Origin of the sequence: Parafrankia sp. EAN1pec (assembly GCF_000018005.1) — a bacterium.
In the GTDB taxonomy this organism is placed as follows: Bacteria; Actinomycetota; Actinomycetes; order Frankiales; family Frankiaceae; genus Parafrankia; species Parafrankia soli.
Genome location: NC_009921.1, coordinates 2,898,767 through 2,922,624 on the forward strand (window position 1 = coordinate 2,898,767; position 23,858 = coordinate 2,922,624).

Below are 23,858 nucleotides of genomic sequence, written 5' to 3' on the forward strand. Positions count from 1 at the left end.
GACTCTGTGACCTGATCCAGACTCCGTGACAAGAGAGGTCGTTCGTGACCGCTGCCGCCGCTGTCCGCGCGTTCAACATCCTGCTGGTGGAGGACGACCCCGGCGACACGCTGATGGTTGAGGAGGCGCTGACCGACCGCGGTGTCAACCATGAGCTCCACGTGGCCGTCGACGGCGTGGAGGCGATGGCCTACCTGCGGGACCCCGCGAACCCTCGGCCCGACCTCATCCTGCTGGACCTCAACATGCCGCGGATGGACGGCCGGGAGGTTCTCAGCGCTTTGAAGGCGGACCCGCGGCTGCTGTCCATCCCGGTGGTTGTGCTGACAACCTCGGAGGCGCCGGACGACGTGCTGTACAGCTACACGCTGCACGCGAACGCCTACGTCTCGAAACCCGTGGACTTCGAGGCCTTCATCGAGGTGATTCATCGGATCGACGACTTCTATCTCGGTCTGGTGCGGCTGCCTCGCCGGTGACGCGTCAGCGAAGCCTTCCCTAACTGAGGACAGGCTAGCCTAAATAGGCGTCGATGTGAGGTTCGCGGCGCTCTTACCAGTATGCGCGCCGGGCTCCACTGTGATTTCCTGTTTCCTGGGCGAATTTGCGGCGCGCCGGCCCAATCCGGTGGCGGCGGCCAGGGTGTCCGGCGACGGTCCGGGTACCTTGCGTCGCGACGCCGCCCAGGACGGACTGGCGCGGACGTGCCGGAACGGTGCCGGAGGTCCCGGTGACCGTGGCCGTTCGTCCGGAAGGGCTGCACCCCCGCGGCCTGTGGGCGCGTCGAAGACGACTGAGGAGAGATGTAGACGGTGCGTGGCGACAAGGACATCATCGACCTGTTGAACAAGGTGCTGACGAACGAGCTGACGGCCATCAACCAGTACTTCCTGCATTCGCGGATGCAGCGTAACTGGGGATATCGCCGACTGGCGGACTACTTCTACCACGAGTCCATTGACGAGATGCGACACGCCGATGCGCTGATTGAGCGCGTTCTCTATCTGGACGGCCTACCCAACCTGCAGCGGCTGCACACCCTGCGGATCGGCGAGACCGTGCAGGAGCAGCTGGAGACCGATGTGGCGCAGGAGGACGAGGCGGTCAGCCTTCTGCGCGACGGAATCGCGCTGTGCCGGTCGAAGAAGGACGTGGGCTCGGCAGTGCTGCTGGAGAAGATCCTCGTCTCCGAGGAGGAGCACATCGACTGGCTGGACGCCCAGCTCGCGCTGATCGCCCAGCTCGGCGCGACGAACTACCTCACGCAGCAGATCCACGAGAGCTAGTCGGGATCGGCGACGGCTTGCTGGCGCCGGTCGCGCCGATCCCGGGGCGCCGCGCCCCGGGATCGGCGGAGGGCCTGCCGTGGGCGGTGTGGTTCGGTGGTGTCGCTCGACGGACACCCCGGCCTCCGCCGCTACCCCGGCGCGGGAGATAGTCTGCCGGGGTTCCTGGCCCCGCCGTGACTCATGTGGGCCCGGGGCCGCGGCGCCGGTGACGCCGGCGGCACGAGCCTCGCGTATCCCCCGCCGCGGGCCGTGACGGCGCAACGGAGCGCCAGAGAAGGAGACCACGGCGCCATGACGCCCTCGACAACGATCAGCCCCCCGCTCGCGGACTACGACGCCGTCCCGGGTGACGACCTCCTCGCCGAGCCGGTCCGGGTGGCCGTCGCGATACTCATGGGGCGGGGCGAGAGCCGCGAGCCCTACGAGTGGCTCGCCCGGCGGCTGGCGCTCGACGGTTACGCCGCCGCGGTCGTTCCCGCCGGCGGGAACGTGGCGCACGCCGTCGGCGAGGTGCGCCGCCCCGGACTCCCCTTCGTCCTCCTCGGCTCGGACTCGGGCGCGCTGGCCGCGCTGGCGATGGCCGGCTCACCCGCCGTGCGCCCCGACGGGCTTGTCCTGCTCGGGCTGCCGCTGCTGCACGTGCCGGTCGCCGGCATACCTGTCGGCGACCCGCCGCCGCGGGTGCTGCCCGATCTCCCCATCCTGCTCATCCACGGCCGGGACGACCCGATCAGCCCGTTGCAGCTGGTGCGGATGACCACCCGGACGGCCGCCCGGACCGAGCTGACCGTGGTCCCCGGTGGGCACGCCGTGCTGGCGGGGCCGGGCCGGCGCAGTGTCCCGGCCCGGGTGCTGCTCTTCCTCGAGGACCTGATCGCCGGCTGAGGCCCGCCGCCCGGCGGGCGCCATGTGGCTGTGTCGACCGTTCGGGCTGTGTTGATTGTTCAGGCTCGACTGACGTCAGTGGTCGCTGTACTGTTCAGTCTATGGTGAAGCTTGTGGTACACGGTGAGGTCCTGGCCAGGTTCGGGCACGCTCTGTCCGATCCCACCAGGGCACGCCTGCTGCTCGTGCTGCGCAGGGGCCCGTCCTACCCGACGGAGCTCGCCGAGGTCCTCTCGGTGAGCCGGACGAATCTCTCCAACCACCTCGCCTGTCTGCGGGGCTGTGGGCTGGTGGTGGCCGTCTCCGAGGGCCGGCGCCTGCGCTACGAGCTCGCCGACGACGCCCTCGCGCACGCGTTGGACGACCTGCTCAGCGTGGTGCTCGCGGTCGACCCCGACCACGCCCACGGGGAGCCCGGCGGCGATCTCGTCGCGCCCGCTGGGGAGCAGCCGGCCCGGTTCGTGCCCACCGGTGGGAGCGCCGCCGCGCGCGACCTCACCGACCTGGTGGACCGGTGAACACCCCCGAAGGCCGCCACGGTGACCACGGGCACGACAACGGTCAGGGTCTCGTCCCGCCGCAGACCCGGCCCGCCCACGGCCACGACTCCGGCCACACCCACGCCCACGGCGGGCCCTGCGCGCCGGGCGGGCACGAGCACGCGGCGGGTGGGTCCGCTCCGCGCGGCTTCGACTCCCAGCACCGCAGGCTGGCGTTCGCGACGGGCCTGAACGTCGCGATCGTCGTCGGCCAGGCCGCGGCCGGGCTGCTCGTCGGGTCGGTCGCCCTGCTCGCCGACGCCGCGCACAACCTCGCGGACGCGGCGGGCGTCGCGTTCGCGCTGATGGCGATCCGGCTCGCGAGGCAGGCGCCGTCCGCCACCCGGACCTTCGGCGGGCTGCGCTGGCCGGTGCTCGCCGCCCAGGCGAACGCGGCGAGCGTGCTGGTCGTGACCACCCTGGTCTGCGTCGAGGCCGCCGGGCGGCTCGCCCACCCCGAGCCGGTCGACGGCTTGGTCGTCCTGATCGTGGCGATCGCCGCGGCCGTCGGTAACGGGGTCAGCGCGCTCTTCGTCCACGAACGGCACGGTGATCTCAACACCAGGGCGGCGGTCACCCACCTGGCCGGCGACGCGCTGGTGTCGGTCGCGGTGGCCGGCGCCGGGCTCGTCATCTGGCTCACCGGCGGCTGGTACTGGCTCGACCCGGCGCTCTCCCTGGTCGTGGCGGCGCTGATCGGGATCCAGGGCGTGCGCCTGCTGGCCGAGTCGTCCCGGGTGCTGCTCGAGGCGACCCCCGTCGGGCTGGACCTGGCGGCAGTCCAGGCGGACGTCCTTGCCGTGGAGGGCGTGACCGGGGTGCACGACGTGCACGTGTGGGGCCTGTCCGACCGGGTCGCCGCGGCGAGCGCCCATGTCGAGGTGGCCGGCCATCCGACACTCGAGGAGGCGCGGGCGGTCTCAGACCGGGTCAAGGCGGTGCTGGCGGAGAAGCACGGCGTCGTGCACGCCACCGTCGAGACGGAGTGCGAGCCGTGCTCGCCCGCCGGCGGCGACCCGTGCGACGTGCGCAGGGTGACCGTGCACCAGCTGGCCCCGGCGCACCGCCACTGATCCCCGGCGCACCGCCTCCCCGGCGCACCGTCGCCATCGTGGACTGATCGTGTGCACCCGGTCGCGGTGGGTATGTCATGTCGAGTCGGATCGCGGCTTCCCCGGAAGCCGCGGGACGGCTCCCAGCAGGCATGACGACGAAGGGGAAACAGCCATGACGACCGCTCGGGACATCATGCACGGCGACGCGAAGTGCGTCGGCGCGGACGAGTCACTGGCCAGCGCGGCCCGCATGATGCGCGACCTCGGCGTCGGCGCGCTGCCGATCTGCGGCGCCGACGACCGCCTCGGCGGCATCATCACCGACCGCGACATCGTGATCAACTGTGTGGCGGAGGGCCGGGACCCGGCGTCGACCCGGGCCGGTGACCTCGGGAAGGGCAAGCCGCTGTTCGTCCGGGCGGACGCCGACCTCGACACCGTCCTGAACGAGATGATGGAGCACCGGGTGATGCGGATGCCGGTCATCGACAACAAGCGGCTCGTCGGGATGATCAGCGAGGCGGACCTGGCCAGGAACCTCTCCGGTGAGAAGCTCGGCGCTCTCGTCGAGGCGATCAAGAGCGGCCCGGCGGACCGGGTCACCTGATCCCGACCGGTCCCGTCCGGCGTCAGCCCGTGGCAGGCGTCACCCGGCGCCTGCCACGGCGGCGCCGGGCCGGCCGGGCCGTCCACCGCGCACGGCGGCCCGGCAGGCACGTCAGGCGCAGCACATCGCCCTCCACCACGCACGGGCCCTGCGCGAAGCTCGCCCGGAACAGCGCCAGCGCGGCGGTGTTCTCGGCGAGCACGTTGGCGTGCAGCTCGCGGACACCGGCCGCACACGCGCGACGTTCGAGCTCGGCGAGCAGCCGACGGGCCACCCCGCTGCGGTGGGCGTCGTCGACGACCGCGACCGACACCTCGGCCTCGGCCGTTCCGGTGCGGATCAGCCGCGCGATTCCCAGCGGACGGCGTTCCACCGCGACGAGCGCGATGTGGGATTCGCGGCCCCGGCGGCGGGCAGGCTCGCGCCCGGCTCCGGCGTAAGAGCCGGCGCCGTTCCGGTTTCCGCCGTTCTCGTTTCCGCCGTTCCGGATGCCAGCGTTCTGATTGCGTGGTGGGTCCGGTCACCCATCCAGTTCACCTGCGGAAAACGGGCGCTCCGGGGTGTTTGTCACTCATCCGACCGCTCGCCCGCCGTCGCCTGGCCGACCCGTCGCCGGGGCGCACCGTCTCCCGCCCCGGCCGCCGATCAGTTGGGGTGCGCTCCGACGGCGTCGCGGATCTCACGGCCCATTCCGCCCGCCTGGCGTGCGCAGTGCGCACAGCAGAAGAAACGCCCGGAGACCTCCACGCCGTGCCCGATCACCCGGCAGGCGCAGTGCTCACAGCGCGGGGCGAGCTTCTGCACCGCGCACTCGAACGAGTCGAAGGTGTACGTCTCACCGCTGACGACCCGGATCTCGAAGGACATCCAGTAATCGTTTCCGCAGGTGTCGCACGCACGCATGACAGCCTCCTTGCGTCAGGACGTCCCGACGCTACTTTCGGTGCGCTCCTGATCGCACGTTCTCGCCCCCGGCGGTCCCTGGGTGAACCAGCGCCATCGCGGCACTCCGCCGCGGCCGGGTCGGCGGTTCGCCGGTGATGCGAGCGGCGAGCGCGTGGCGTCGGGCCGCGACGCCATCCGCTTCGGCGGGAAAAGGCGAAATGATGGCCGGCGAGCCGGTATTCATCGGTCGGCCTCGTGCTGAACCCTGGGTACCTTTTATGTGCCCGGCGGGCTGTTTCCGCCGTGGTGGCCCCGGACTGGCCGCATACATTCGGATTCCGGCGTGGGTTTGACGCTGCCCGAAGTCGCTGGGGTAGCGTTCGCCCCGCACCTCGGTGCGCGCCAGTAAATGACCACTGAGAAAGGGATCAGAAAATGAGCCAGCAGGAGCAGCAGCAGCAGCGCCAGCAGGTGGAGCAGCAGCTCCGTCAGAACTGGCGGCAGCTCCGCTACCGCCTCCTTGACCAGTTCGGTCAGGTCAGCGCGGCGGATCTCGACTCCGCGACCGACATCAATGACCTCGTCGCCCGGATCGCGGACAAGACGCACCACAGCGAGCGTTACGTCGAGAACCGCCTGCGTGAGCTGGCCGGTGTCGGCGGCGGCCAGGGTCAGGCCGGCGAGCGCTTCGGTGGCGGCCAGCAGGGCCAGCAGGGCAACCAGGGCCAGCAGGGTTTCGGCGCCTAGTAACACCCTCCTGCTGACCGGCCAGGCCGGAATGTCGGCGCACCACAGTTGAACAATGCGTCCAGCGGTGCGCCGCCAAGCCCTCCGACGCTACTCGGCACGCGTTCTCAGCACGTCGCGCCGAGTAGCGATCGGAGCTCCAGCAGGTCATCCATCAACCTGATCGTCTCCATGGTGCGTGGGAGCCTGCGCAGCTCCTCCAGCATCGCGTCTGTTTCTTCAACGGTGGGGATATCGTCGATCGACGCTGCTATCTTAACGATATCGACCACGGGAGCACCACCTGTCTGCATACTGCAGAATTGCACACGGCGATTCAACGGAAATTAAATCCAGGCTTCCTTCGTGTTAACTTCGGGCCTGGTCCGGATGCGATAAGTGACGATCTGTCCCCGGTGCGGCGATCTCCGCCCCAGGTGGGCGTGATCGGCGCTGTCGCGTCATCCCGTCCCCCTTTGTTGCGTCGTCGGCCCGCCGGCAGTGCGGGACGCCTGCCGCCGGAGCCGCCGGAGCGGTGCAGCGGGCCGCCGGGGAACTGGCTGTGACGCCTGGTGGTCCGCGTGCCTGTCTCATCTTCTTTCCCTTCCGGGCCGCTCTTGACGCCTGGTAATGGACACCGGCGCGGCTGGCGCGCCGGTGGGCGGGTCCTGGCCGCACCCGGGCCCGTCGGGGTCGTGACGGTCCGGCGCCGGCGCGCCTTACTGTGCATGTCGTGGAGTACGAGATCGCACCCGAGCGAACCGCCGGACGCCCGGCGGCCCGGCGGCACAGCCGCGCCCCGGAGGCCCTTCGACGGCTCGTGGGGGAGCGGAGCGGGTAGGCGGCGGCGATGACCGAGCCACTCGGCCTGCGGGACCGCAAGAAGCGGCGCACCCGCGACGCGCTGTCCGCCGCCGCCGTCTCACTGTTCCTGGAACGGGGCTTCGAGCGCGTCTCCGTCGCCGAGGTGGCCGCGGCCGCCGAGGTGTCGAAACCGACGCTGTTCAGCTACTTCCCGGCCAAGGAGGACCTCGTCCTCCACCGCGTGCTCGACCACCGTGGTGAAGCGGCCCGGGTGGTGCGGGCGCGGTCGGCTGACCAGTCGCCGCTCGCCGCTCTCGAGGCTCATTTCCTCGCGGGCCTGCGACAGCACGAACCGGTCACCGGGCTGTGCGACGCGCCCGAGGTGCTCGCTTACCATCGCCTGGTCTTCTCGACCCCGAGCCTGCTGGGCCGGATGGCCCAGTACACCGCCGCCGACGAGGACGCCCTGGCGGACGCGTTCGCCGAGGCGGCCGGCTCGCCCGCTGCCCAGGTGGACGCGCGGCTCGCCGCAGCGGCGGTCCTCACCGTCCAACGGGTGCTGGCTCGGGAGAACTGGCGCCGCCTCGACGCCGGCGCGGCCGCGGCGGACGTCCTGCCCGACGCCGAGGCGGCGGCCCGCCGGGCGTTCGGCGCGCTCGCCGGACTCGCGAACCTCCCAGGACTCGCGAACCTTCCAGGTCTCGTGGATCCCCCGGACCGGGCGGACTTCCCCGATCGGACGGATCTTCAGGGTCGGACGGTGCCCGGGGCCGGGTGAGCGGTTTCGATCTGCTTTACTCGGTCAAGTTATTGACTTCGTAAAGTGGAGGGGTCGGCATGGGTGACGGCGCGGCCGAGGGGCGCGATGAGGATCCCCGGTCTGTGGATGTCCGGCCGGCAGATCTCCGGCCAGCGGACGCCCGGTCGGTGGATCCGTGGTCGGCGGAGCTCGCCGCCGAGCGCCGTCACCTGGACCGCGCCCGCGCGGCGCTGGTTCGGATGCGGCACGAGGCCGAGGCGACGGAGATCGCCGAAGGCGACCCCGTCGCTGACAAGGTGACGAACGCGTCCCTGAAAGCGGCGCGGCGGCGGCGCCTCGAGGCGCTGAGCGACCCCGCGAGCGGGGCACCGTTGTTCTTCGGACGGATCGACTACGCCGCGGGCGCCGCCGCCGCGCCGGGTCGGCGCGTCCACCTGGGACGGCGCCATGTGCGGGAGGCCGCCGGCGATGATCCGCTGGTCGTCGACTGGCGCACCGACATCGCCCGTCCGTACTACCGCGCCCATAGGGGCGACGCGATGGGGCTCGTGGCGCGGCGCCGGTTCGGGTTCGACGGCCCCGAGCTCACCGCGTTCGAGGAGGAACCACTCGTCGAACCGTCGCCCGGCCCGGCAGGCGCGTCACGAGCCGGCGGGCCGGCCGGAGGCGACCTGCTCGCCCGCGAGATCGCGCGGCCCCGCTCGGGGCCCATGCGTGACATCGTCGCGACGATCCAGCCCGAGCAGGACGAGATCGTCCGGGCCGATCTCGAGGTGAGCGTCTGCGTCCAGGGCGCGCCGGGCACCGGCAAGACGGCGGTCGGCCTGCACCGGGCTGCCTACCTGCTGTTCGCCTACCGGGAGCGGCTCAGTCGCGCCGGGGTGCTCGTCGTCGGGCCGAACCGGGCCTTCCTGCGTTACATCGGCGCGGTCCTGCCCGCGCTTGGCGAGTTCACCGTCACCCACCGTAGTCTCAGCGCCCTCGTGGACATCGCGACGGCGCGCGGAACCGACCCGGAGCCAGTGGCCGAGATCAAGAGCGACGCCCGGATGGCCGTGGTGATCCGCCGGGCGCTCGGCGCCACCCGGCCCGGCGCCTCCCCGCCGGCTGCCCTGATCACGAGCTCGCTCGGTCGGTGGACGGTGAGCGGCGACGAGATCGCCGGCTTGGCCGCCGGCATCCAGGCTGGCGGCCACCGCCATCGCGTGGCTCGGGACCTGCTCGCCCGGCGGATCGCCGCCGCGGTGGTCCGCCGCGCCGAGGAGCGGGGGCACCTGCCGGCCGACTCCGCGGTGGAGCGCCTCGCCCGCACCCGGTCCGTCAGGGCGGCGGTCGACGCCGTCTGGCCGCGCACCGACGCGGCCGGGCTGATCCACCGGCTGTTCACCGACCCCGCCCTGCTCGCCCACGCCGCCGACGGCGTGCTCTCCGCGCCCGAGCAGCGCCTGCTGCTGGCCGACCGGCCGACGTCGCGGCGGGCCGTCCGCTGGTCGCCCGCCGACCTGTTCTGCCTGGACGAGGCACTGGACCTGATCGACGGCGTGCCGGCGTTCGGGCACGTCATCGTGGACGAGGCCCAGGACCTCTCGGCCATGCAGTGCCGGGCCGTCGGACGCCGCTGCGCCACCGGCTCGCTCACCGTCCTCGGGGATCTGGCCCAGGGCACCACCGCCTGGGCCGCGCGCTCCTGGGAGCAGGCGCTTGCCCACTTCGGTAAGCCCGCCGCGCGGCTGGAGGTGCTGACCCGAGGCCACCGGGTACCGGCCGAGATCCTCTCGTTCGCCGACCGTCTGCTCCCGAGCATCGCGCCGGATCTGCCTCCCGCGTCGTCGACCCGCGCCGTCCCGGGTGCGCTGCGGGTGATCGCCGCCCCGCCGGACGACCTGGCCGGCGAGGCTGCACACCAGGTTCGTGCCGGGCTGGGCCGCGGCGGCTCGGTGGCGGTGATCGCCCCCGACGAGGCCGTCGGCGGCCTGACGGCGTCGCTGCGCGCGGCGGGCCTGCCCGCCACCGCCCTCACCGACGACGCCGCCCTCACCGACGACGCCGCCCTCACCGACGCCGCCCTGACGGAGGGCGCTTCGCTCACCGACAAGCCCGTGCCGGAAGGGCGGGCGTCCCGGCCGGTGACTGTCGTGCCCGCGTCGCTCGCGAAGGGACTCGAGTTCGACCATGTGGTCCTCGTCGACCCGGCGTCCGTCGCCGGCTCCGGGCCGGGCTCCGTCCAGGGGCTGCGCCGGCTCTACGTGGTGCTGACCCGGGCGGTGACCTCCCTGGCAGTGATCCACGCGGGTGAGCTCCCGAGCGCTCTCGCGGATCCGGGCGGCCCGTTCCCGCGGGTACCCCGGCCCGGGGGAGCGGGCCGCCCGGATCCCGCGCTGGTCAGGGGACTGGAGGTGGCTCCGGAGTCTGCGCGACCTGCGAGTCGCCGTTCGACCGGGGCTGGCTCACGGTGATCGTGACGGTCGCCCCCCGGGTGACGAGGCCCGCCCGCGGCAGCTGGGCGATGACGACTCCGGCCGGCTGGGAGCCTGCGCCGCGCTCCTCGACGACGTCGAAGCCGTAGTCCCGCAGCGTCGCGGTGGCCGCGGCGGCGCTCTGGCCGACCACGTCGGGAACGGCGACCTGCCGGCTCGCGACGCTGATCGTCACAGTCGTGCCGTAGGCGACCTGGGTCCCGCCCGGTGGGTCGGTCCGCTCCACCAGCCCCGGCCCGACCTTGGACGGCCCGCTGTTCTCCTGGACGACCATCACCAGGCCGGCGCTGTACAGCCCGGAGCGGGCGTCCACCTCCGACCGCCCGACGAGGTCGGGGACGGTGGTGTGCCCCGGCCCGTCGGACACGTCGAGCTCGATCGCCGCGTCCCGGCTCACCTCGCTGCCCGCTGCGGGGTGCATCCCGATGACGGAGCCCGCGGGCCGGTCGTCGAGCCGCGTGGTGCGGATGATGTTCGTCAGCCCGGCGGTGCGGAGCGCCTCCTCCGCCTCGGTGACCGGCCGACCGACGACGTCCGGGATCTCGACGGGCTCGCCGGGCGGTGTGACCTCCCTGGCGGTCCCGCCCGGTCCGGGCCCGGTGGCCGTCGCGGTGCCCGGGCTTGCCTCCCCGCTTCCCGGCGACTGGCCGTCCGACGGACCGGTGGGGTCGCCTGAAGCGGAAGCGGCGCTTACCCGGGTATCGGTGTCGTCACGGCCGTCCGGCGGCTGTGCCTGAAGCAGTAGCCAGGCGCCGACCAGGACGACGACGACCCCGGCCAGCGCGGCGACGAGCATGCGTCCGGACGGCCGGCGCTCCGGTCGCGTCCGCCGGGCCGCGCTGGGTGAGCCGGACGGGCCGGCTGGGCTGGTGGGCGGGATCGGGTCGCTCGCGGGTGTCCGACCCTGGGGCGGCGCACCGCCGTCCGCCGCGGGGAGCGCGAGTGCGGATGTCGCCGAAGCCGGGACCTCGACGCCGAGGGTGACCAGCTGCTGCAGCAGGTCCTGCGCGGTGGGACGGTCCGTGGGCTGCCGGCTCATCGCCCGCCGGACGACGGCGCCCAGCGCCGGGTCCAGCCCGTCGAGGTTCGGGTCGCCGTGGACGATCCGGAAGATCTGTGTCTCGGGTGGGCCGTCACCGAACGGCGGCCGGCCGGTTCCGGCGAAGGTGACCAGGCCGGCCCAGGCCCACACGTCGGCCGCGCCGGACACCGGCTGCGCCAGCGCCTGCTCGGGGGCCATGAATGCCGGCGTTCCGACGATCGAGTCCCGGGTGACGTGCGTGATGTCCGCCGCGTGGGCTATCCCGAAGTCGATGACGCGCGGCCCCAGGGGCGACAGCAGGACGTTCGCCGGCTTGAGATCACGGTGGACCAGACCGGCGCCGTGGATGGCGGTCAGCGCCGCGGCCACGCTGACCGCCACCCGCTCGAGGTCGGCGGCGCCGAGCGGGCCACCGGCCGCGACCGCGGCGGCGAGCGTGGGCCCGTCCACGAATTCGGTGACGATGAAGGGCGGCCCGTCGGGCGGGTCGACCGCGTCCAGCAGCTCGGCGGTGCAGAACCGGGCCACCCGGCGGGCGAGTTCGGCCTCCCGGCGGAAGCGCGCGCGGAACGAGGGCACGCCGGCCACCTCCGCCCGGATCATCTTGATCGCGACCGGCCGCCCGTCGGGGGCGGCGCCGAGGAAGACGGTGCCCATCCCGCCTTCGCCGAGCCGCCCGAGAACGCGGTAGTGCCCCAGCTCGGAGGGATCGTCAGGCCGCAGCGGGCCGGCGGCGGGCTGGCCGCCGGGCGCGGTGACTGGATCCTCGGCGCTGCGGCACGCGTCCATGGGCCCTCCGGCGGTTGGCCGGCACGCCGGGCCGCGCGCCGTTCCGTCAGTCATGATGCGGAGTAATCACGCCTGGTTGCGTGCCGGGGCCCGCACTGTCGGCAACCGGACAGCCCGGGCGCGGTGGCGGTCCGATGGTGGTGGCGATGGACCGATCGGGCGGCGCAGCTGACGGAGTGCCGCCCACCGGCCCCGCGTGTCAGCGGCCGGGCCGCTGTCAGCTCTTGAGCCGGGCCGCGAACACGGCGGCCTGCGTGCGGCTGGTCAGGCCGAGCTTGCCGAGGATCGCCGACACGTAGTTCTTCACCGTCTTCTCCGACAGGTGGACGCAGCCCGCGATCTGGCGGTTCGTCATGCCCTCGGCGATCAGCCGGAGGATCTGGCGCTCGCGGCTGCCGAGCGCGGCGAGCTGCTCGTCCTCGGCGGGCTCGTCGCGCAGCCGGGCCAGCACCTTCTGGGTGACGGCGGGGTCGAGCAGCGAGCGCCCGGCGGCGATCGTGCGGATCGCCCCGACCAGGTCGTTGCCCCGGATCTGCTTCAGCAGATACCCCGAGGCACCCGCCATGATCGCGGCGAAGAGCGCGTCGTCGTCGTCATAGGAGGTCAGGATGAGACAGCCGACGGCGGGCTGCGCCGAGCGGATCTCCCGGCACACCTCGATCCCGCTTCCGTCCGGCAGCCGGGCGTCGAGCACCGCGACGTCCGGACGGGCGGCCGGGATACGCCGCAGCGCAGACGCCGCGGTCGACGCCTCGCCGACGACCTCGATGTCCCCGGAGTCCTCCAGCATCTCCCGGATGCCCCGGCGGACGATCTCGTGATCGTCCAGCAGGAAGACGCGAACACCAGTCATGATCGTCAAGGTACCCGCGGGGAGCCGTGCCGCGGCCCCCCGGACGGGAGGTCGGCCGGTACGGACTCCAGGTACAGGACTTTTGTCCCTGATGTCCGGCGCGGAAGGCCCGATGACGGCGACCGGTCGGCCATCCTCAGCGGGCGGTGGCCGAGCGGAGCCGCTCGATCAGGTCGGGGAGATCGCCCAGGGAGCGCAGGGTGTCGTTGAGGTGCGTGCACGTGGTCGTCCCTGTGAAGGTGCGCGAGACGGTGCGGCGCAGGTCCGCGGCGCCGAGCCCCACGATGCGCTCGGCGCTGGCCAGTGCCTGGGGGCACTCGGGGCCCGGCAGGACCCCGGCCCGCCCCACCGAGCGCACGACGCGGGCCGACTGGTCGACCGTGGCGTCGATCCCGTACTCGTGCACGACGACCTCGGCGCCGGACACCTCCCGGTAGGTGTCACGGAAGAAGGCGTCGACCCGGAAGGCGGCGGCCCCGTCGATGGCCCCGTCCGCGGCACCGGTACGGGCGGGTCCGGTGCCGGCGGGCTCGCCGCCGATCGGGACGAGGTCGATGCGGCGCAGGCGGCGCATGGCATGGGTGCCCATCGGCGGCAGCGGATGCCACCCGAGCGGGTCCTCGTCGACCGCGAGGTCGCCGGCCACGACCATGGTCGTCCGCACCGGGGCCTCGGGGTCGGCGCTGCGCTCGGCGGAGACGCGGGCGAGCAGCCCCTCCCGCTGCCAGCCGGCGCAGACGTCGAGCATCGGGTTGCCGCCGGCCTCCGCGCCGGCGTGCCGCGAGGGGTCGTCGCGGAAGATGCCGTTGCGCCCGAGCGCGGAGCCCGACACCAGGGTCGCCACGGGCACGTCGTCGAGGAGCTGCTCGAGCAGCGAGCGCCGGGTGGTGGACGCCCCACCAGCTCCGTCGCCGTTGCTGTCGGCCGCGTCGCCTTCTGCGCCGGCGGCGTCGGCGGCCGCGAGGATCTGCCGGGCGGCGCCGCGGAAGCCGGCCCGCGCCGAGGCGCCGACCAGGCTCGCGAGGCCGGGAACGGCGGGCTCGGACTCGATCTCGAGGACGGGGCCGGGCGCGGCCATGTAGTCGAGGACGACGCGCAGCCGCGCCTCGCCGAGGACCTCCACCTCGCCCGCGGCGGTGGTCAGCAGGTCACGGCCGACACCGGTGAGGTGCAGCGGGCCGGTGAGGCCGTCCGGGCGCTCCATCATGATCGAGGTCGTCCGCCGGACGGAGCCGGGGCGGCGCGGCGGTGTGCCCGGCGCCGAGCCGGTGGTTCCCGGCCACTGGCCGACGGCCGTGTCGGCGCCGGGGAGCGGCTGGCCGGTGCGGGGGCCGCCGGTGCCGGAGCGGCGGGCATCCTCGCCGGACCGGGGCCGGCCGGTGTGCGGACTGCGGGGACCGGTCCGGCCGGGGGCCTGGCGGGGCACCTGGGTCGGGGATGCCTGGACGGCGACGGGGGCCGTCTGACCGTGCGCCATGCGCGTACTCCGATCACTGCTGTCGTGCGCGCACCCGCTCCTCGGTGCGCGCGCCCGCGGCTCCCACTCGCCGTGGCTCCCGCTGGCCGTGGCCAATGGCCGCAGCACGGTAGCCGGGGTTCCCGCGGGTTACTTGGCTTCCCACGATATGGCGGGCCGCCGGCAAATCACCTCCCTCGTGGGTGATGGCCTTTTCACATAGCTCGTCCGAATGTGTGACCTGCGCCGCTTGGATGCCGGCCGGTCGTGCCGTGGCCGGACTGTCGCCCGGGGATTCCCGGATGGGCTGTGTTCGAGATAACAGCGAACCAGTGTTCGTCGTTGCCGTTTCCTGTTTCTTATTGATCCCGGTTGTATTCGGAAAAACCGGGCGGAGGACCGCCGTGGCGGCGGTCACGGTCGACCGCGGACGCGTGAAGCCCGCTGTCCACGCCGGTGCCGGTCTGGCGCAGGGGCAGCGGCGGGCCGCTGTTCGCGACGTACAGGGTGTGGGACTTCGTCGTCACCTTCACCGCGGGCTGGCCCTGCTCGGTCACCTGCTCGATGGTCGGGGTCTCGCCGGCCTTGAGATCGTCGGCCATGTCCTCGAGGTCGTCCGCCGCGCCGTCGAGGGTCAGGCCGTCGCCGCCGGGGAGCGGCCCGGTCTTGACCCACTACTCGGGACGGGCGCCCGGGTACGCCGCCACGAGCCCCTCGCCGCGCACGTAGGCCACGCCGCCGACCCGCAGCACCTCGATGTGCATGCCGTTGGTGTCCATGGACCCGGTGACGGTGCCGCGGGAGTCCAGCCGCAGGTCGACCGACGCCGGCTTGCCCTCGTCGACCCCGTCGCCGGCGAAGTGCACGCTGTCGGCGCCGCGCAGTGCGTTGGCGGCCGCCGAGATGATCTCCGCGGCGGGCTTGGTCTCGATGCCGTTGAGCGGACCGCTCGCCCCTGAGCCCGCCTGGGAACCGGTGGCCGCGGCCTCGCCGGCGCCGTCCGAGCCATCCCCGCAGGCGCCCAGGGTCAGAGCGAGTCCCATCGCCGTCACGACCGCCGCCAGGCGGGGTAGTTGGGTCCATCGGGTCCGGGCGTGTCTCATTGCCGTCCCTTTCTGAGCGGACCGCGGACGGCCGACCGGTGTCGCCTGTCGCTGCGGCCGCCGGTTCCCGCTCGGTGGTTCTTGCCGGATGCCCCCCCCACCCGTCAACGTGACCTTTGTTGATCTTCGGGACGATACGGACATTTCTTCTGACGCGCTGCATCAGGAGCAGTGCATCGGGGTCGCGCGCGCGACAGAGTGATCCGGCTGTGGGTCGAAGTGGTGCGGGTACCGGGAACCGTTGCGGGGCAGGTGGTCTTCGGCCTGGTCAACGCCACCGGCCGAACCCCCGCCAGCCCGGTCCCGCAGAGTCAGTCCCACCAGCCCGGTCCGCCGTCCGCCCAGAAGGAGCCGCCGTGCCCACGCTCGACCGCCACGACGACGTGTTCGTCCTCGACATCGGCGACGGGGAGAACCGTTTCCATCCGGACTGGATCGCCTCCGTCGAGGCGGCACTGGACGAGGTGGAGAAGGCATCGGGGCCTCGGGCCCTGGTGACCGCCGCGACCGGAAAGTACTTCTCCAATGGGTTGGACCTGGACTGGCTGCTCGCGAACGCCGACCGGCCGCAGGAGTACGCGGTCAGCGTCCACGAACTGCTGGCCCGGATGCTGGCCCTGCCGGTGGTCACCGTGGCCGCGCTGCAGGGGCACACGTTCGCCGCGGGCGCGATGTTCTCCCTGGCGCACGACTTCCGGGTGATGCGGGCCGACCGCGGCTACTGGTGCCTGCCCGAGGCCGACATCGACATCCCCTTCACCCCGGCGATGTCCGCGCTGATCCAGGCCCGGCTGAGCCCGCAGACCGCGCACGAGGCAATGACCACGGCCCGCCGCTACGGCGGCCGCGACGCCTGCGCCGCCGCCATCGTCGATCGCGCGGTGGCGGAGGAGGAGGTACGCGGCACCGGCGTGGAGATCGCGCGAGCCCAGGCCGGCCGGGCGGGGACCACCCTGGGCACCATCAAGGCACGGATGTACGCACCCGTCCTGGACGCCCTGCGCGACCGGGAGCGTCCCCTCGGCTGACGCGGCGGACCTCCCGTTCGCACGCGCCGCGCGTAGCGTCGGACGGACGGCCGCCCTACCAGCGAGCTCCCCGACGACGGACGGACCGCTATGGACCCCGAGCTGAGGATCGGCGAACCGGCGACGTCCGCCGCCGGTGTTCCCGGCGTGGCACACGCGCTGGCGCGCTGCCGGGAGCTGATGGGCGTGCGCCGTTCCGTGCAGACCCTGCGGCTACTCAACCAGGACGACGGTTACGACTGTCCCGGCTGCGCCTGGCCCGACCCGCGGCCGGACGACCGTTCACGCGCCGAATTCTGCGAGAACGGCGCGAAGGCCGTCGCGCAGGAGGCCACCCGGGCCCGGGTGACACCGGAGTTCTTCGCCGCGCACAGCCTGACCGACCTCGCCACCCGCTCCGGGCACTGGCTCGGTGAACAGGGCCGGCTCATCAACCCCGTGTACAAGGCCGCGGGCAGCGACCATTACGCCCCCGTCGGCTGGGACGAGGCCTTCCGGATCGTCGCCGACGAGCTGACCGGCCTGGAAAGCCCCGCCGAGGCCGCCTTCTACACCTCGGGGCGGACGAGCAACGAGGCCGCTTTCCTTTACCAGCTCTTCGCCCGCGCGTTCGGCACGAACAATCTGCCGGACTGCTCGAACATGTGCCACGAGTCGTCGGGTGCCGCGCTGACCGAGACGATCGGGGTCGGCAAGGGCTCCGTCACCCTGGAGGACCTGGAGACGGCGGACTTGGTGCTCGTCGTCGGGCAGAATCCGGGCACCAACCATCCGCGGATGCTGACGTCGCTGGAGCGGCTGAAGCGGGCCGGTGGCAGCGTCGTGGCGGTCAACCCGCTACCCGAGGCGGCGCTGATGCGGTTCCGTAACCCGCAGCGGGTCTCCGGGGTGCTCGGCCGGGGCACCGCGCTCGCCGACCAGTTCCTGCAGATCCGCCTCGGTGGGGACATGGCCCTGTTCCAGGCGCTGTCCGCCCGACTGCTCGCTGCCGAGGAGGCCAGCCCCGGCACCGTCCTCGATCAGGCCTTCATCGCCGGGCACACGACCGGGTTCGAGGAGTTCGCGGCGCACGTACGCGCCCACCTGACCCCCGGCGACGTCGCCACCGCCACCGGTCTACGCCCAGATGAGATCGACGAGCTCGCCGGGCGGGTCCTCGCCGCCGACAAGGTGATCGTCTGCTGGGCGATGGGGCTCACCCAGCACCCGGACGCCGTCGCCACGATCCGGGAGGTGGTGAACTTCCTGCTGCTGCGGGGCAACATCGGCCGTCCCGGCGCGGGGGTCTGCCCGGTGCGCGGCCACTCCAACGTCCAGGGCGACCGGACGATGGGCATCTGGGAACGGATGCCCGACGCGTTCCTGGACGCCCTCGGCACCGAGTTCGGCTTCGCGCCGCCCCGCCACCACGGCCTGGACGTCGTCGACACCATCCGGGCCATGCGCGACGGCCGGGTGAAGGTGTTCGTCGCGATGGGCGGCAACTTCGTCGCCGCGACGCCGGACTCGGCCGTCACCGAGGACGCGATCCGCCGGTGCCGGCTCACCGTGCAGGTCTCCACCGCGCTCAACCGCTCGCACGCCATCACCGGCGAGCGCGCCCTCATCCTGCCCACACTCGGCCGCACCGAGCTGGACGTCCAGGCCGGCGGCCCGCAGCGGGTCAGCGTCGAGGACTCGATGGGCTCCGTCCACGCCTCCCGCGGCCGGTTGGCCCCGGCCGGGCCCGAGCTGCGCTCCGAGATCGCGATCATCTGCGGCCTGGCCGCGGCGACCCTCGACCGCACGGCCACGGCCACGGCCACGGCCGCCGCGCCGACGGTCGACTGGGCGGCGCTGGCCGAGGACTACCGGCGGGTACGCGCGCACATCGCGAACGTGGTCCCCGGGTTCGCCGACTACGAGGCCCGCCTCGACGAGCCCGGCGGCTTCCTGCTCCCGCACCCGCCCCGCGACAGCCGGACCTTCCCGACGCCGAGCGGGCGGGCCGCCTTCACCGTGAACACCTGCGAGATCCGGCCGACGCCCCCCAGCCACCTGCTCCTGCAGACGATCCGCTCCCATGATCAGTACAACACCACTGTCTACGGTCTGGACGACCGTTACCGCGGGGTCCGCCACGGCCGCCGGGTCGTGCTGGTCAGCCCGGACGACCTGGCCGAGCTCGGCATCGCCGACGGCGCCCGGGTCGACCTGATCGGGGTCTGGACCGACGGCGTGCAGCGCCGCGCCCCCGACTTCCGGGTGGTCTCGTATCCCACCGCCCGCGGCTGCGCCGCCGCCTACTTCCCGGAGACCAACGTCCTGGTGCCCCTCGACAGCACCGCGAAGCGCAGCAACACCCCGACGTCGAAGTCCATCCTGATCCGGCTGGACGTCCACCCGGAACAGTGACGCGGCCCGCGGGCGCCCGGCGCGGATCCCCACCGAGGTGGCGGCGGCGGGAGCTGGTGGCACGCCCCTGGCCTGCGGCGATGCCGCCACCCCCACCCGGTCGGGCGCGGACGCGGCCGACAGCACGGACCGTCGGTGAAGATGGGGATCCGGTCGACGGGTTCGTCCCGCGGGGGATCGACGCGGGTTACGCCGACCTGACTGCTGAGCAAATCCGAGGTGACGCGGGTGCTGACCGGCGGCCGACCGGACCCACGTGAGGGTGTCCGTCCCAGGCTCCCCGCGACCCGCGCCACGGGCGAGTGGCAGCCGGCCGAATGGAACGTCCCGCGCCGCGACCCGTTCTTCGTGGGCCGCGACGCGCTGCTCCAGCGCATCCACCGCGAACTGCGCCCACCAGGAGTCGGCCGGGGACCCGACTTCGGCCGCGGGCGTGACGCCAGCCGGGGGCGCAATGCAGGTCAGGGGCGTGACATCGGCCGGGGGCGCAACATCGGGCTGGTGTCCGCGCGTGGCGCCGCCGGGATGGGCGCGTCGCGGCTCGCCGTCGAGTACGCGCATCGGCATGCCGGAGACTACGGCCTGGTGTGGTGGGTGGACGCGGACACCCCCGAGCGCGCCGAGTCGTGCCTGGCCGAGCTGGCCGCCGCCATCGCCCCGCCGGGGGCAGGCCACCGGGCCGCCGTGCTGCGCCGCCTGTGGGCCGAGCTCGGCCAGCGCACGGACTGGCTGCTGATCTACGACGGTGTCGGTGATCCCCGCGACCTGACCGCCGTGGCACCGCCGGACAGCGGCCGGCTGCTCGTGACGAGCCGCGGACCAGCGGTGGCCAGGCTCACCCCCGTGCTGCTCGAGGTCGGCGAGCTGCGCCGGGACGAGTCGGTCCTGCTACTACGCCAGCACCACCGCGGAATCAGCCCGCCGGCCGCGGAGGCGCTTGCTTGTGTGCTGGCGGACGTCCCCTTCGCGGTCGCGCTGGCCGGCCGCCACCTGGCGACGACCGGCCAGCCGGTCGCCGACTACCTGGCCCTGCTCGGGCGGGAGGCCGCTTCCGATCCGGTCGCCGCGGCCGTCGCAGCGAGCCGCGCGCGACTGGACGTGGTCGATCCGGCCGCGGCCGGCCTCCTCGACCAGGTGGCGTTCCTCGCAGCGGACCCCCTGACGCTCACCCGGGCGCCAGCCGGCACCGCCGCCGCGGCCGCCCGGCTCGACCGCCTCGGCCTGGCCGACTGGGACGGGGCCACGATCCGCGTGCACGGGCACGTCCAGGCTCTGGTGCGCCGGCGGCTGGCCGGAGGCCGGCGGCCAGCGGCCCTGCTCGGCGCGCAGCGGCTGCTGGTCTGTGCGTACCTGCCCGGTCGCGACCCCGCGGACCCGGCCTCATGGCCGTCACTCGCCACGCTCGACCCGCACATCCGCACACTCACCACGTGGCTCGACGACGAGTGCGCGGACTTCCGCCGGCTGGTGCTGCGCACCGCCCGGTACCTGGCCGCCTCCGCCCGCTACGAAGCCGGCGAACGGCTCACGCACCAGGCACGGGCCCTCTGGGGCGGACGGCTGGGCCCGGACCACCCGGACACGCTTGCCGCCGCCGACCTCGAGGCCTCGATCCGCGCCGACGGGTTCGCCGATCACGACACCGCGCGGGCACTGCTGGGCGACGTCCACGCCCGCCGGGTGCGGGTGCTCGGCGAGCAGCACCGCGACACGCTGCACTCGGCGTGGAACCTGGCGCGCGCGGCCGGGGAGAGCGGCGACCACGACGAGTCCGCCCGCTTGCTGCGAGACACCGTCGCCCGGCAGCGGGCGGAGCTCGGCCCGGACGACCGCGACACCCTGCGTTCGGCGCACAGCCTCGGCCACGCCCTGACCCGGCTGGGGGAGTACGGCGTGGCCCACGAGCTGCTCGCGGAGACGCTCGCCCGCCGCGGCCGGACGTCCGGCGCCGCCCACCCGGACACCGTGTGGACCGCGGCGGTGCTCGGCGTCGCGCTGCGTGGCCTCGGCCGTGGCGCGCACGCCCGCGACCTGCACGCCCGCGCGCTGGCCGGCGCGCGGGCACAGCTCGGCGACGAGCATCCGCTGACCCTGTACGCGGCGCTGCACCTCGCACTCGACCTGGCCGCCCTCGGCGCGGCCGACGCCGGCCGGGACCTGTTCACCGAAGTCATCGGCTGGGACGTCGTCGGATGGCGCGACAACTCTCCGTCGGGCCCACGAACCTGGGTCGCGCAGTGGGCCCGGGGCCACCAGGAGGACATCCGCAGACTGTGGTCGGGTAGCTGAGCTCGGTCGCGGGCCGTGGCCGCCACCCCTGATTCGATCTTGTCGGGAAACCATCGGTTTCCGGCCAGGGCCGGGATGGGTGTCGGACGGCTGGATCGCCGTCACCTGTGTCTGAGGATGGTCGGCTTGCCGGCCCTCTGCCTGCGGCTCGGTTGTTGGCGCGGCGGGGAGGTGGGACGCGTCTGGTTGGTGACGGCTTGTGGTCGTTCTGGCAAGCTGCGGGCATGGATGTGGGCACGGGGGCCCGGGGACCGGTCGGCGGGGAATCAGCGTCCTCGGCGGGTTCGGGCGGTGGGGTGGACTTCTTCGTCTCCTACACCGGGGCGGATGAGGCGTGGGCGACCTGGGTCGCCGAGGTGCTCGAAGCCGCGGGCCGCACGGTGGCGGTGCAGGCGTGGGATTCCCCTGCGGGGGAGAATTTCGTGACCTGGATCAGCGTGCAGATGGGCGCTGCGGCCCGGACGGTTGCGGTCTGTTCGCAGGCGTATTTCGCTTCGCATTGGTGCACCCAGGAGTGGACCGGCGCCCTGGCCGGGCGGAAACTGACCCCGTTGCGTGTCGCCGACTGTCCAGTCCCGCCGGTGCTGTCGACTATCTCCTACCGGGACCTGTTCGACGTCGACGAGCCCGTAGCGCGACGGCGTCTGCTGGAGGCGGTCGGCCTGGTCCACCCCGTGCGGGTTTCCGGTGGCTTCCCCGGCCGGCCGGCCGCCCCGCCCTCGGTGGGGGCGGTGTTCCCGGGGCGGCTGCCCGCAGTGTGGAATGTGCCCGCGCGGAACCTACTCTTCACCGGCCGTGACACGCTCCTGGACGGCCTGCGCACCCAGCTCGCCGCGGGTACTGGCCGTATCGCGATCGCGGCGTTGCGGGGCGCCGGTGGGGTGGGTAAGTCGCAGCTGGCGGTGGAGTTCGCCTGGCGGTATGCCGCGGACTACCAGCTGGTCTGGTGGGTGGACGCGGAAACCCCCGCGGGTCTGCTCGCCGGTCTTGCTGCTCTCGCGAACACTCTCGGGATCGGCTCGGGGGATCTGCCGGTCCGGGCGGAGGAGGCGCTGGCGGAGCTGGGACGTCGACAGAGCTGGCTGCTGGTCTATGACAACGTCGGCGACCCAACGACGTTGGCGCGGATGCTTCCGCCGGCCACGGGACGGCTGGTGGTGACCTGCCGCGATCCGGGGGTGGGTCGGGTCGGGGTGGAGTTGGTCGAAGTCGGCGAGTTCACCCGCGCCGAATCGTTCGCGCTTCTGCGCCGCTATCTGCCTACCCTGTCCGACACCGCCGCCGACCAGCTCGCTGACGCGCTCGGTGATCTACCGTTGGCTGTCGACCAGGCCGGGGCTTTCCTGGCCACCAGTGGTATCCCCGTGCACGACTATCTGGCCCTGCTGGCCACCCGACCCGCTTTGCTGCTCGCTGAGGAGACGCTGCATCATCCAGGGCTGGCCGCGACCGTCACCGCTGCCCGTGAACGGCTCGGCAGCGACCATCCGGGTGCTGCTGGCCTGCTGGATCGGCTGGCGTTCCTCGCCCCCGAACCCATCCCACTCCGCCCCGCCGGCAGCGAATGGCTGGCCCTCGGGGATCCCTACACCACGCACACCGCGCTTGCTGCGATCAGCAGGCTCGCGCTCGCCCGCCGCACCGACACCACCCTCCAGCTGCACCGCCTCGTCCACGCTCTCCTGCGGGCCCGCCTCACCGTCGACCAGCGGCGCACCGCCCTCGCTGGTGCCCTTGACCTGCTCGCCACCGTCTACCCCGGCGAGGCGGAGGACCCCTCGGCCTGGCCGACCTACGCCACGCTCACTCCCCACGTCACCGCGGTCGCAGGCCATCTCGCTGACTTTCCCGGCCTGGCCGAACCCGACGGGTTCCGGCTGCTGCTGCACCGGACCTGCTGGTACCTGCACTGCAGCGGCCAGAACCACAGTGTCCGCACCCTCAGCCACACCACCCGCACCCGCTGGATCACTACCCTCGGCGCTGACCATCCCGACAGCCAGATCATCACCACCGCCCTCGCCACCGCGCTGGCCGACCTCGGCGAGCACCGGGCGGCGCGGGAGCTGGCCGAAGACACCCTGACCCGCCGCAGCCGGGTCCTCGGCGACGACCACCCCCTCACCCTGCAATCGGCGAACAACCTCGCCAACCAGATGGCCGCCCTCGGCGAGCACCAAGCCGCCCGCAAGCTGGCCGAAGACACCCTGACCCGAATGCGGCGTCTCCTCGGTCACGACCACCCCGACACCCTGGCCTCGGCGAACAACCTCACCCTTCTGCTGGCCGACCTCGGCGAGCACCAGGCGGCGCGGGAGCTGGCCGAAGACACCCTGACCCGCCGCAGCCGGGTCCTCGGCGACGACCACCCCCACACCCTGCGCTCGGCGAACAACCTCGCTTTCCATCGGGCCGCGGTGGGGGAGCACCAGGTGGCGCGGGAGCTGGCCGAGGACACCCTGACCCGCTGCCGCCGGGTCCTCGGTGACGACCATCCCGACACCCTGGCCTCAGCGCACAACCTCGCCATCGATCTCAGCGCCTTGGGAGAACACCAGGCAGCCCGGGAACTGGCCGAAGAAACCCTCACCCGCCGCCGGCGCCTCCTCGGCGACGACCACCCCCACACCCGCGACAGTGCCGGCCAGCTCGAGCTCCTCCTCGAACAGCTCGGCCCGGCCCTCTGACGCCCGCCTGATCATCGACCTAACCCACCCGACTGATCTTGTCGGAAATCCGTCCGGGCGTGGGTGTGATCTTCATCGACAAGTGGCGGTGGTTCTTCGGCGTTCTGGTTCGCCGTATCGGGCATGCTTGCGGCGCTTGGACGAGCTGTGCAGGAGGAGCGGTCAGTTCCCTGGGTGTCGTGGGGCCGTT

Annotated in this window: 21 protein-coding genes; 13 read left to right on the plus strand and 8 right to left on the minus strand. The window is 73.1% G+C overall.

Features of this window, described 5'->3' with window-relative positions; all coding sequences use genetic code 11:
* Positions 1-44 precede the first annotated feature (44 nt).
* The 6 genes from FRANEAN1_RS11960 to FRANEAN1_RS11985 all read left to right on the plus strand — a co-directional run bounded on the left by FRANEAN1_RS11960 (position 45) and on the right by FRANEAN1_RS11985 (position 4,375).
* Entirely contained in the window at positions 45-479 is a 435-nt protein-coding gene (locus FRANEAN1_RS11960) for a response regulator (protein ID WP_020460031.1), read from the plus strand.
* Positions 480-812: 333 nt separating this feature from the next.
* A complete protein-coding gene (bfr, locus tag FRANEAN1_RS11965; protein WP_020460032.1) occupies positions 813-1,286 on the plus strand; it encodes a bacterioferritin in 474 nt (157 codons plus the stop codon).
* A 294-nt stretch (positions 1,287-1,580) separates the two neighbouring features.
* Entirely contained in the window at positions 1,581-2,174 is a 594-nt protein-coding gene (locus FRANEAN1_RS11970) for a non-heme haloperoxidase (RefSeq protein ID WP_020460033.1), read from the plus strand.
* Between the two features lie 101 nt (positions 2,175-2,275).
* Entirely contained in the window at positions 2,276-2,692 is a 417-nt protein-coding gene (locus FRANEAN1_RS11975; protein ID WP_041254053.1) for a metalloregulator ArsR/SmtB family transcription factor, read from the plus strand.
* Positions 2,689-3,786, plus strand: coding sequence for a cation diffusion facilitator family transporter (locus FRANEAN1_RS11980; RefSeq protein WP_020460035.1), 1,098 nt, complete (start codon positions 2,689-2,691; stop codon positions 3,784-3,786). Before FRANEAN1_RS11975 ends, FRANEAN1_RS11980 begins: the two co-directional genes overlap by 4 nt.
* 154 nt (positions 3,787-3,940) lie before the next feature.
* On the plus strand, positions 3,941-4,375 hold the full coding sequence (locus tag FRANEAN1_RS11985) for a CBS domain-containing protein (RefSeq protein ID WP_020460036.1): 435 nt from the start codon (positions 3,941-3,943) through the stop codon (positions 4,373-4,375).
* Positions 4,376-4,397: 22 nt separating this feature from the next.
* Here the strand turns inward: FRANEAN1_RS11985 and FRANEAN1_RS11990 are convergent, their stop codons facing one another.
* Together FRANEAN1_RS11990 and FRANEAN1_RS11995 are read right to left on the minus strand one after the other, a co-directional pair.
* On the minus strand, positions 4,398-4,865 hold the full coding sequence (locus tag FRANEAN1_RS11990; protein ID WP_083788206.1) for a GNAT family N-acetyltransferase: 468 nt from the start codon (positions 4,863-4,865) through the stop codon (positions 4,398-4,400).
* Positions 4,866-5,020: 155 nt separating this feature from the next.
* Positions 5,021-5,278, minus strand: a complete 258-nt coding sequence (locus FRANEAN1_RS11995; protein ID WP_020460038.1) for a hypothetical protein — start codon at positions 5,276-5,278, stop codon at positions 5,021-5,023.
* Positions 5,279-5,695: 417 nt separating this feature from the next.
* Between FRANEAN1_RS11995 and FRANEAN1_RS12000 the strand changes: the two genes are divergently transcribed.
* Positions 5,696-6,007, plus strand: coding sequence for a hypothetical protein (locus FRANEAN1_RS12000; protein WP_020460039.1), 312 nt, complete (start codon positions 5,696-5,698; stop codon positions 6,005-6,007).
* Positions 6,008-6,114: 107 nt separating this feature from the next.
* On the opposite strand, the gene FRANEAN1_RS42110 is transcribed toward FRANEAN1_RS12000, so the two are convergent.
* Complete coding sequence (locus tag FRANEAN1_RS42110) at positions 6,115-6,279, minus strand: hypothetical protein (protein ID WP_020460040.1); 165 nt, start codon at positions 6,277-6,279, stop codon at positions 6,115-6,117.
* Between the two features lie 557 nt (positions 6,280-6,836).
* Between FRANEAN1_RS42110 and FRANEAN1_RS12005 the strand changes: the two genes are divergently transcribed.
* Positions 6,837-7,568, plus strand: a complete 732-nt coding sequence (locus FRANEAN1_RS12005) for a TetR family transcriptional regulator (RefSeq protein ID WP_020460041.1) — start codon at positions 6,837-6,839, stop codon at positions 7,566-7,568.
* Positions 7,569-7,627: 59 nt separating this feature from the next.
* Positions 7,628-10,006 (plus strand): AAA family ATPase, encoded by a 2,379-nt coding sequence (locus tag FRANEAN1_RS12010; RefSeq protein WP_020460042.1) that lies wholly within the window; start codon positions 7,628-7,630, stop codon positions 10,004-10,006.
* Here the strand turns inward: FRANEAN1_RS12010 and FRANEAN1_RS12015 are convergent.
* The 5 genes from FRANEAN1_RS12015 to FRANEAN1_RS36965 form a co-directional block, all read right to left on the minus strand.
* Complete coding sequence (locus tag FRANEAN1_RS12015) at positions 9,933-11,858, minus strand: PASTA domain-containing protein (protein WP_020460043.1); 1,926 nt, start codon at positions 11,856-11,858, stop codon at positions 9,933-9,935. The two genes, FRANEAN1_RS12010 and FRANEAN1_RS12015, sit on opposite strands and share 74 nt — an antisense overlap.
* A 217-nt stretch (positions 11,859-12,075) precedes the next feature.
* Positions 12,076-12,711, minus strand: coding sequence for a response regulator transcription factor (locus FRANEAN1_RS12020; RefSeq protein WP_020460044.1), 636 nt, complete (start codon positions 12,709-12,711; stop codon positions 12,076-12,078).
* Positions 12,712-12,847: 136 nt separating this feature from the next.
* Entirely contained in the window at positions 12,848-14,188 is a 1,341-nt protein-coding gene (locus FRANEAN1_RS12025; RefSeq protein ID WP_020460045.1) for a DUF2889 domain-containing protein, read from the minus strand.
* Positions 14,189-14,526: 338 nt separating this feature from the next.
* Positions 14,527-14,769: a hypothetical protein gene (locus tag FRANEAN1_RS36960; RefSeq protein ID WP_049795631.1), complete on the minus strand. Its 243-nt coding sequence runs from the start codon at positions 14,767-14,769 to the stop codon at positions 14,527-14,529.
* Between the two features lie 72 nt (positions 14,770-14,841).
* Positions 14,842-15,210: a hypothetical protein gene (locus FRANEAN1_RS36965; protein WP_157472566.1), complete on the minus strand. Its 369-nt coding sequence runs from the start codon at positions 15,208-15,210 to the stop codon at positions 14,842-14,844.
* A 416-nt stretch (positions 15,211-15,626) separates the two neighbouring features.
* Here FRANEAN1_RS36965 and FRANEAN1_RS12035 point away from each other — a divergent pair, with 416 nt between their 5' ends.
* From FRANEAN1_RS12035 to fxsT, 4 genes are all read left to right on the plus strand, one after another.
* Entirely contained in the window at positions 15,627-16,298 is a 672-nt protein-coding gene (locus FRANEAN1_RS12035) for an enoyl-CoA hydratase-related protein (RefSeq protein ID WP_020460047.1), read from the plus strand.
* Between the two features lie 90 nt (positions 16,299-16,388).
* Complete coding sequence (locus tag FRANEAN1_RS12040) at positions 16,389-18,692, plus strand: FdhF/YdeP family oxidoreductase (protein WP_020460048.1); 2,304 nt, start codon at positions 16,389-16,391, stop codon at positions 18,690-18,692.
* Between the two features lie 219 nt (positions 18,693-18,911).
* Positions 18,912-20,981, plus strand: a complete 2,070-nt coding sequence (locus FRANEAN1_RS12045) for a tetratricopeptide repeat protein (RefSeq protein ID WP_157472568.1) — start codon at positions 18,912-18,914, stop codon at positions 20,979-20,981.
* A 224-nt stretch (positions 20,982-21,205) separates the two neighbouring features.
* Positions 21,206-23,668, plus strand: coding sequence for an FxSxx-COOH system tetratricopeptide repeat protein (gene fxsT / locus FRANEAN1_RS12050; protein ID WP_063748338.1), 2,463 nt, complete (start codon positions 21,206-21,208; stop codon positions 23,666-23,668).
* The last annotated feature ends 190 nt before the right edge of the window (positions 23,669-23,858 follow it).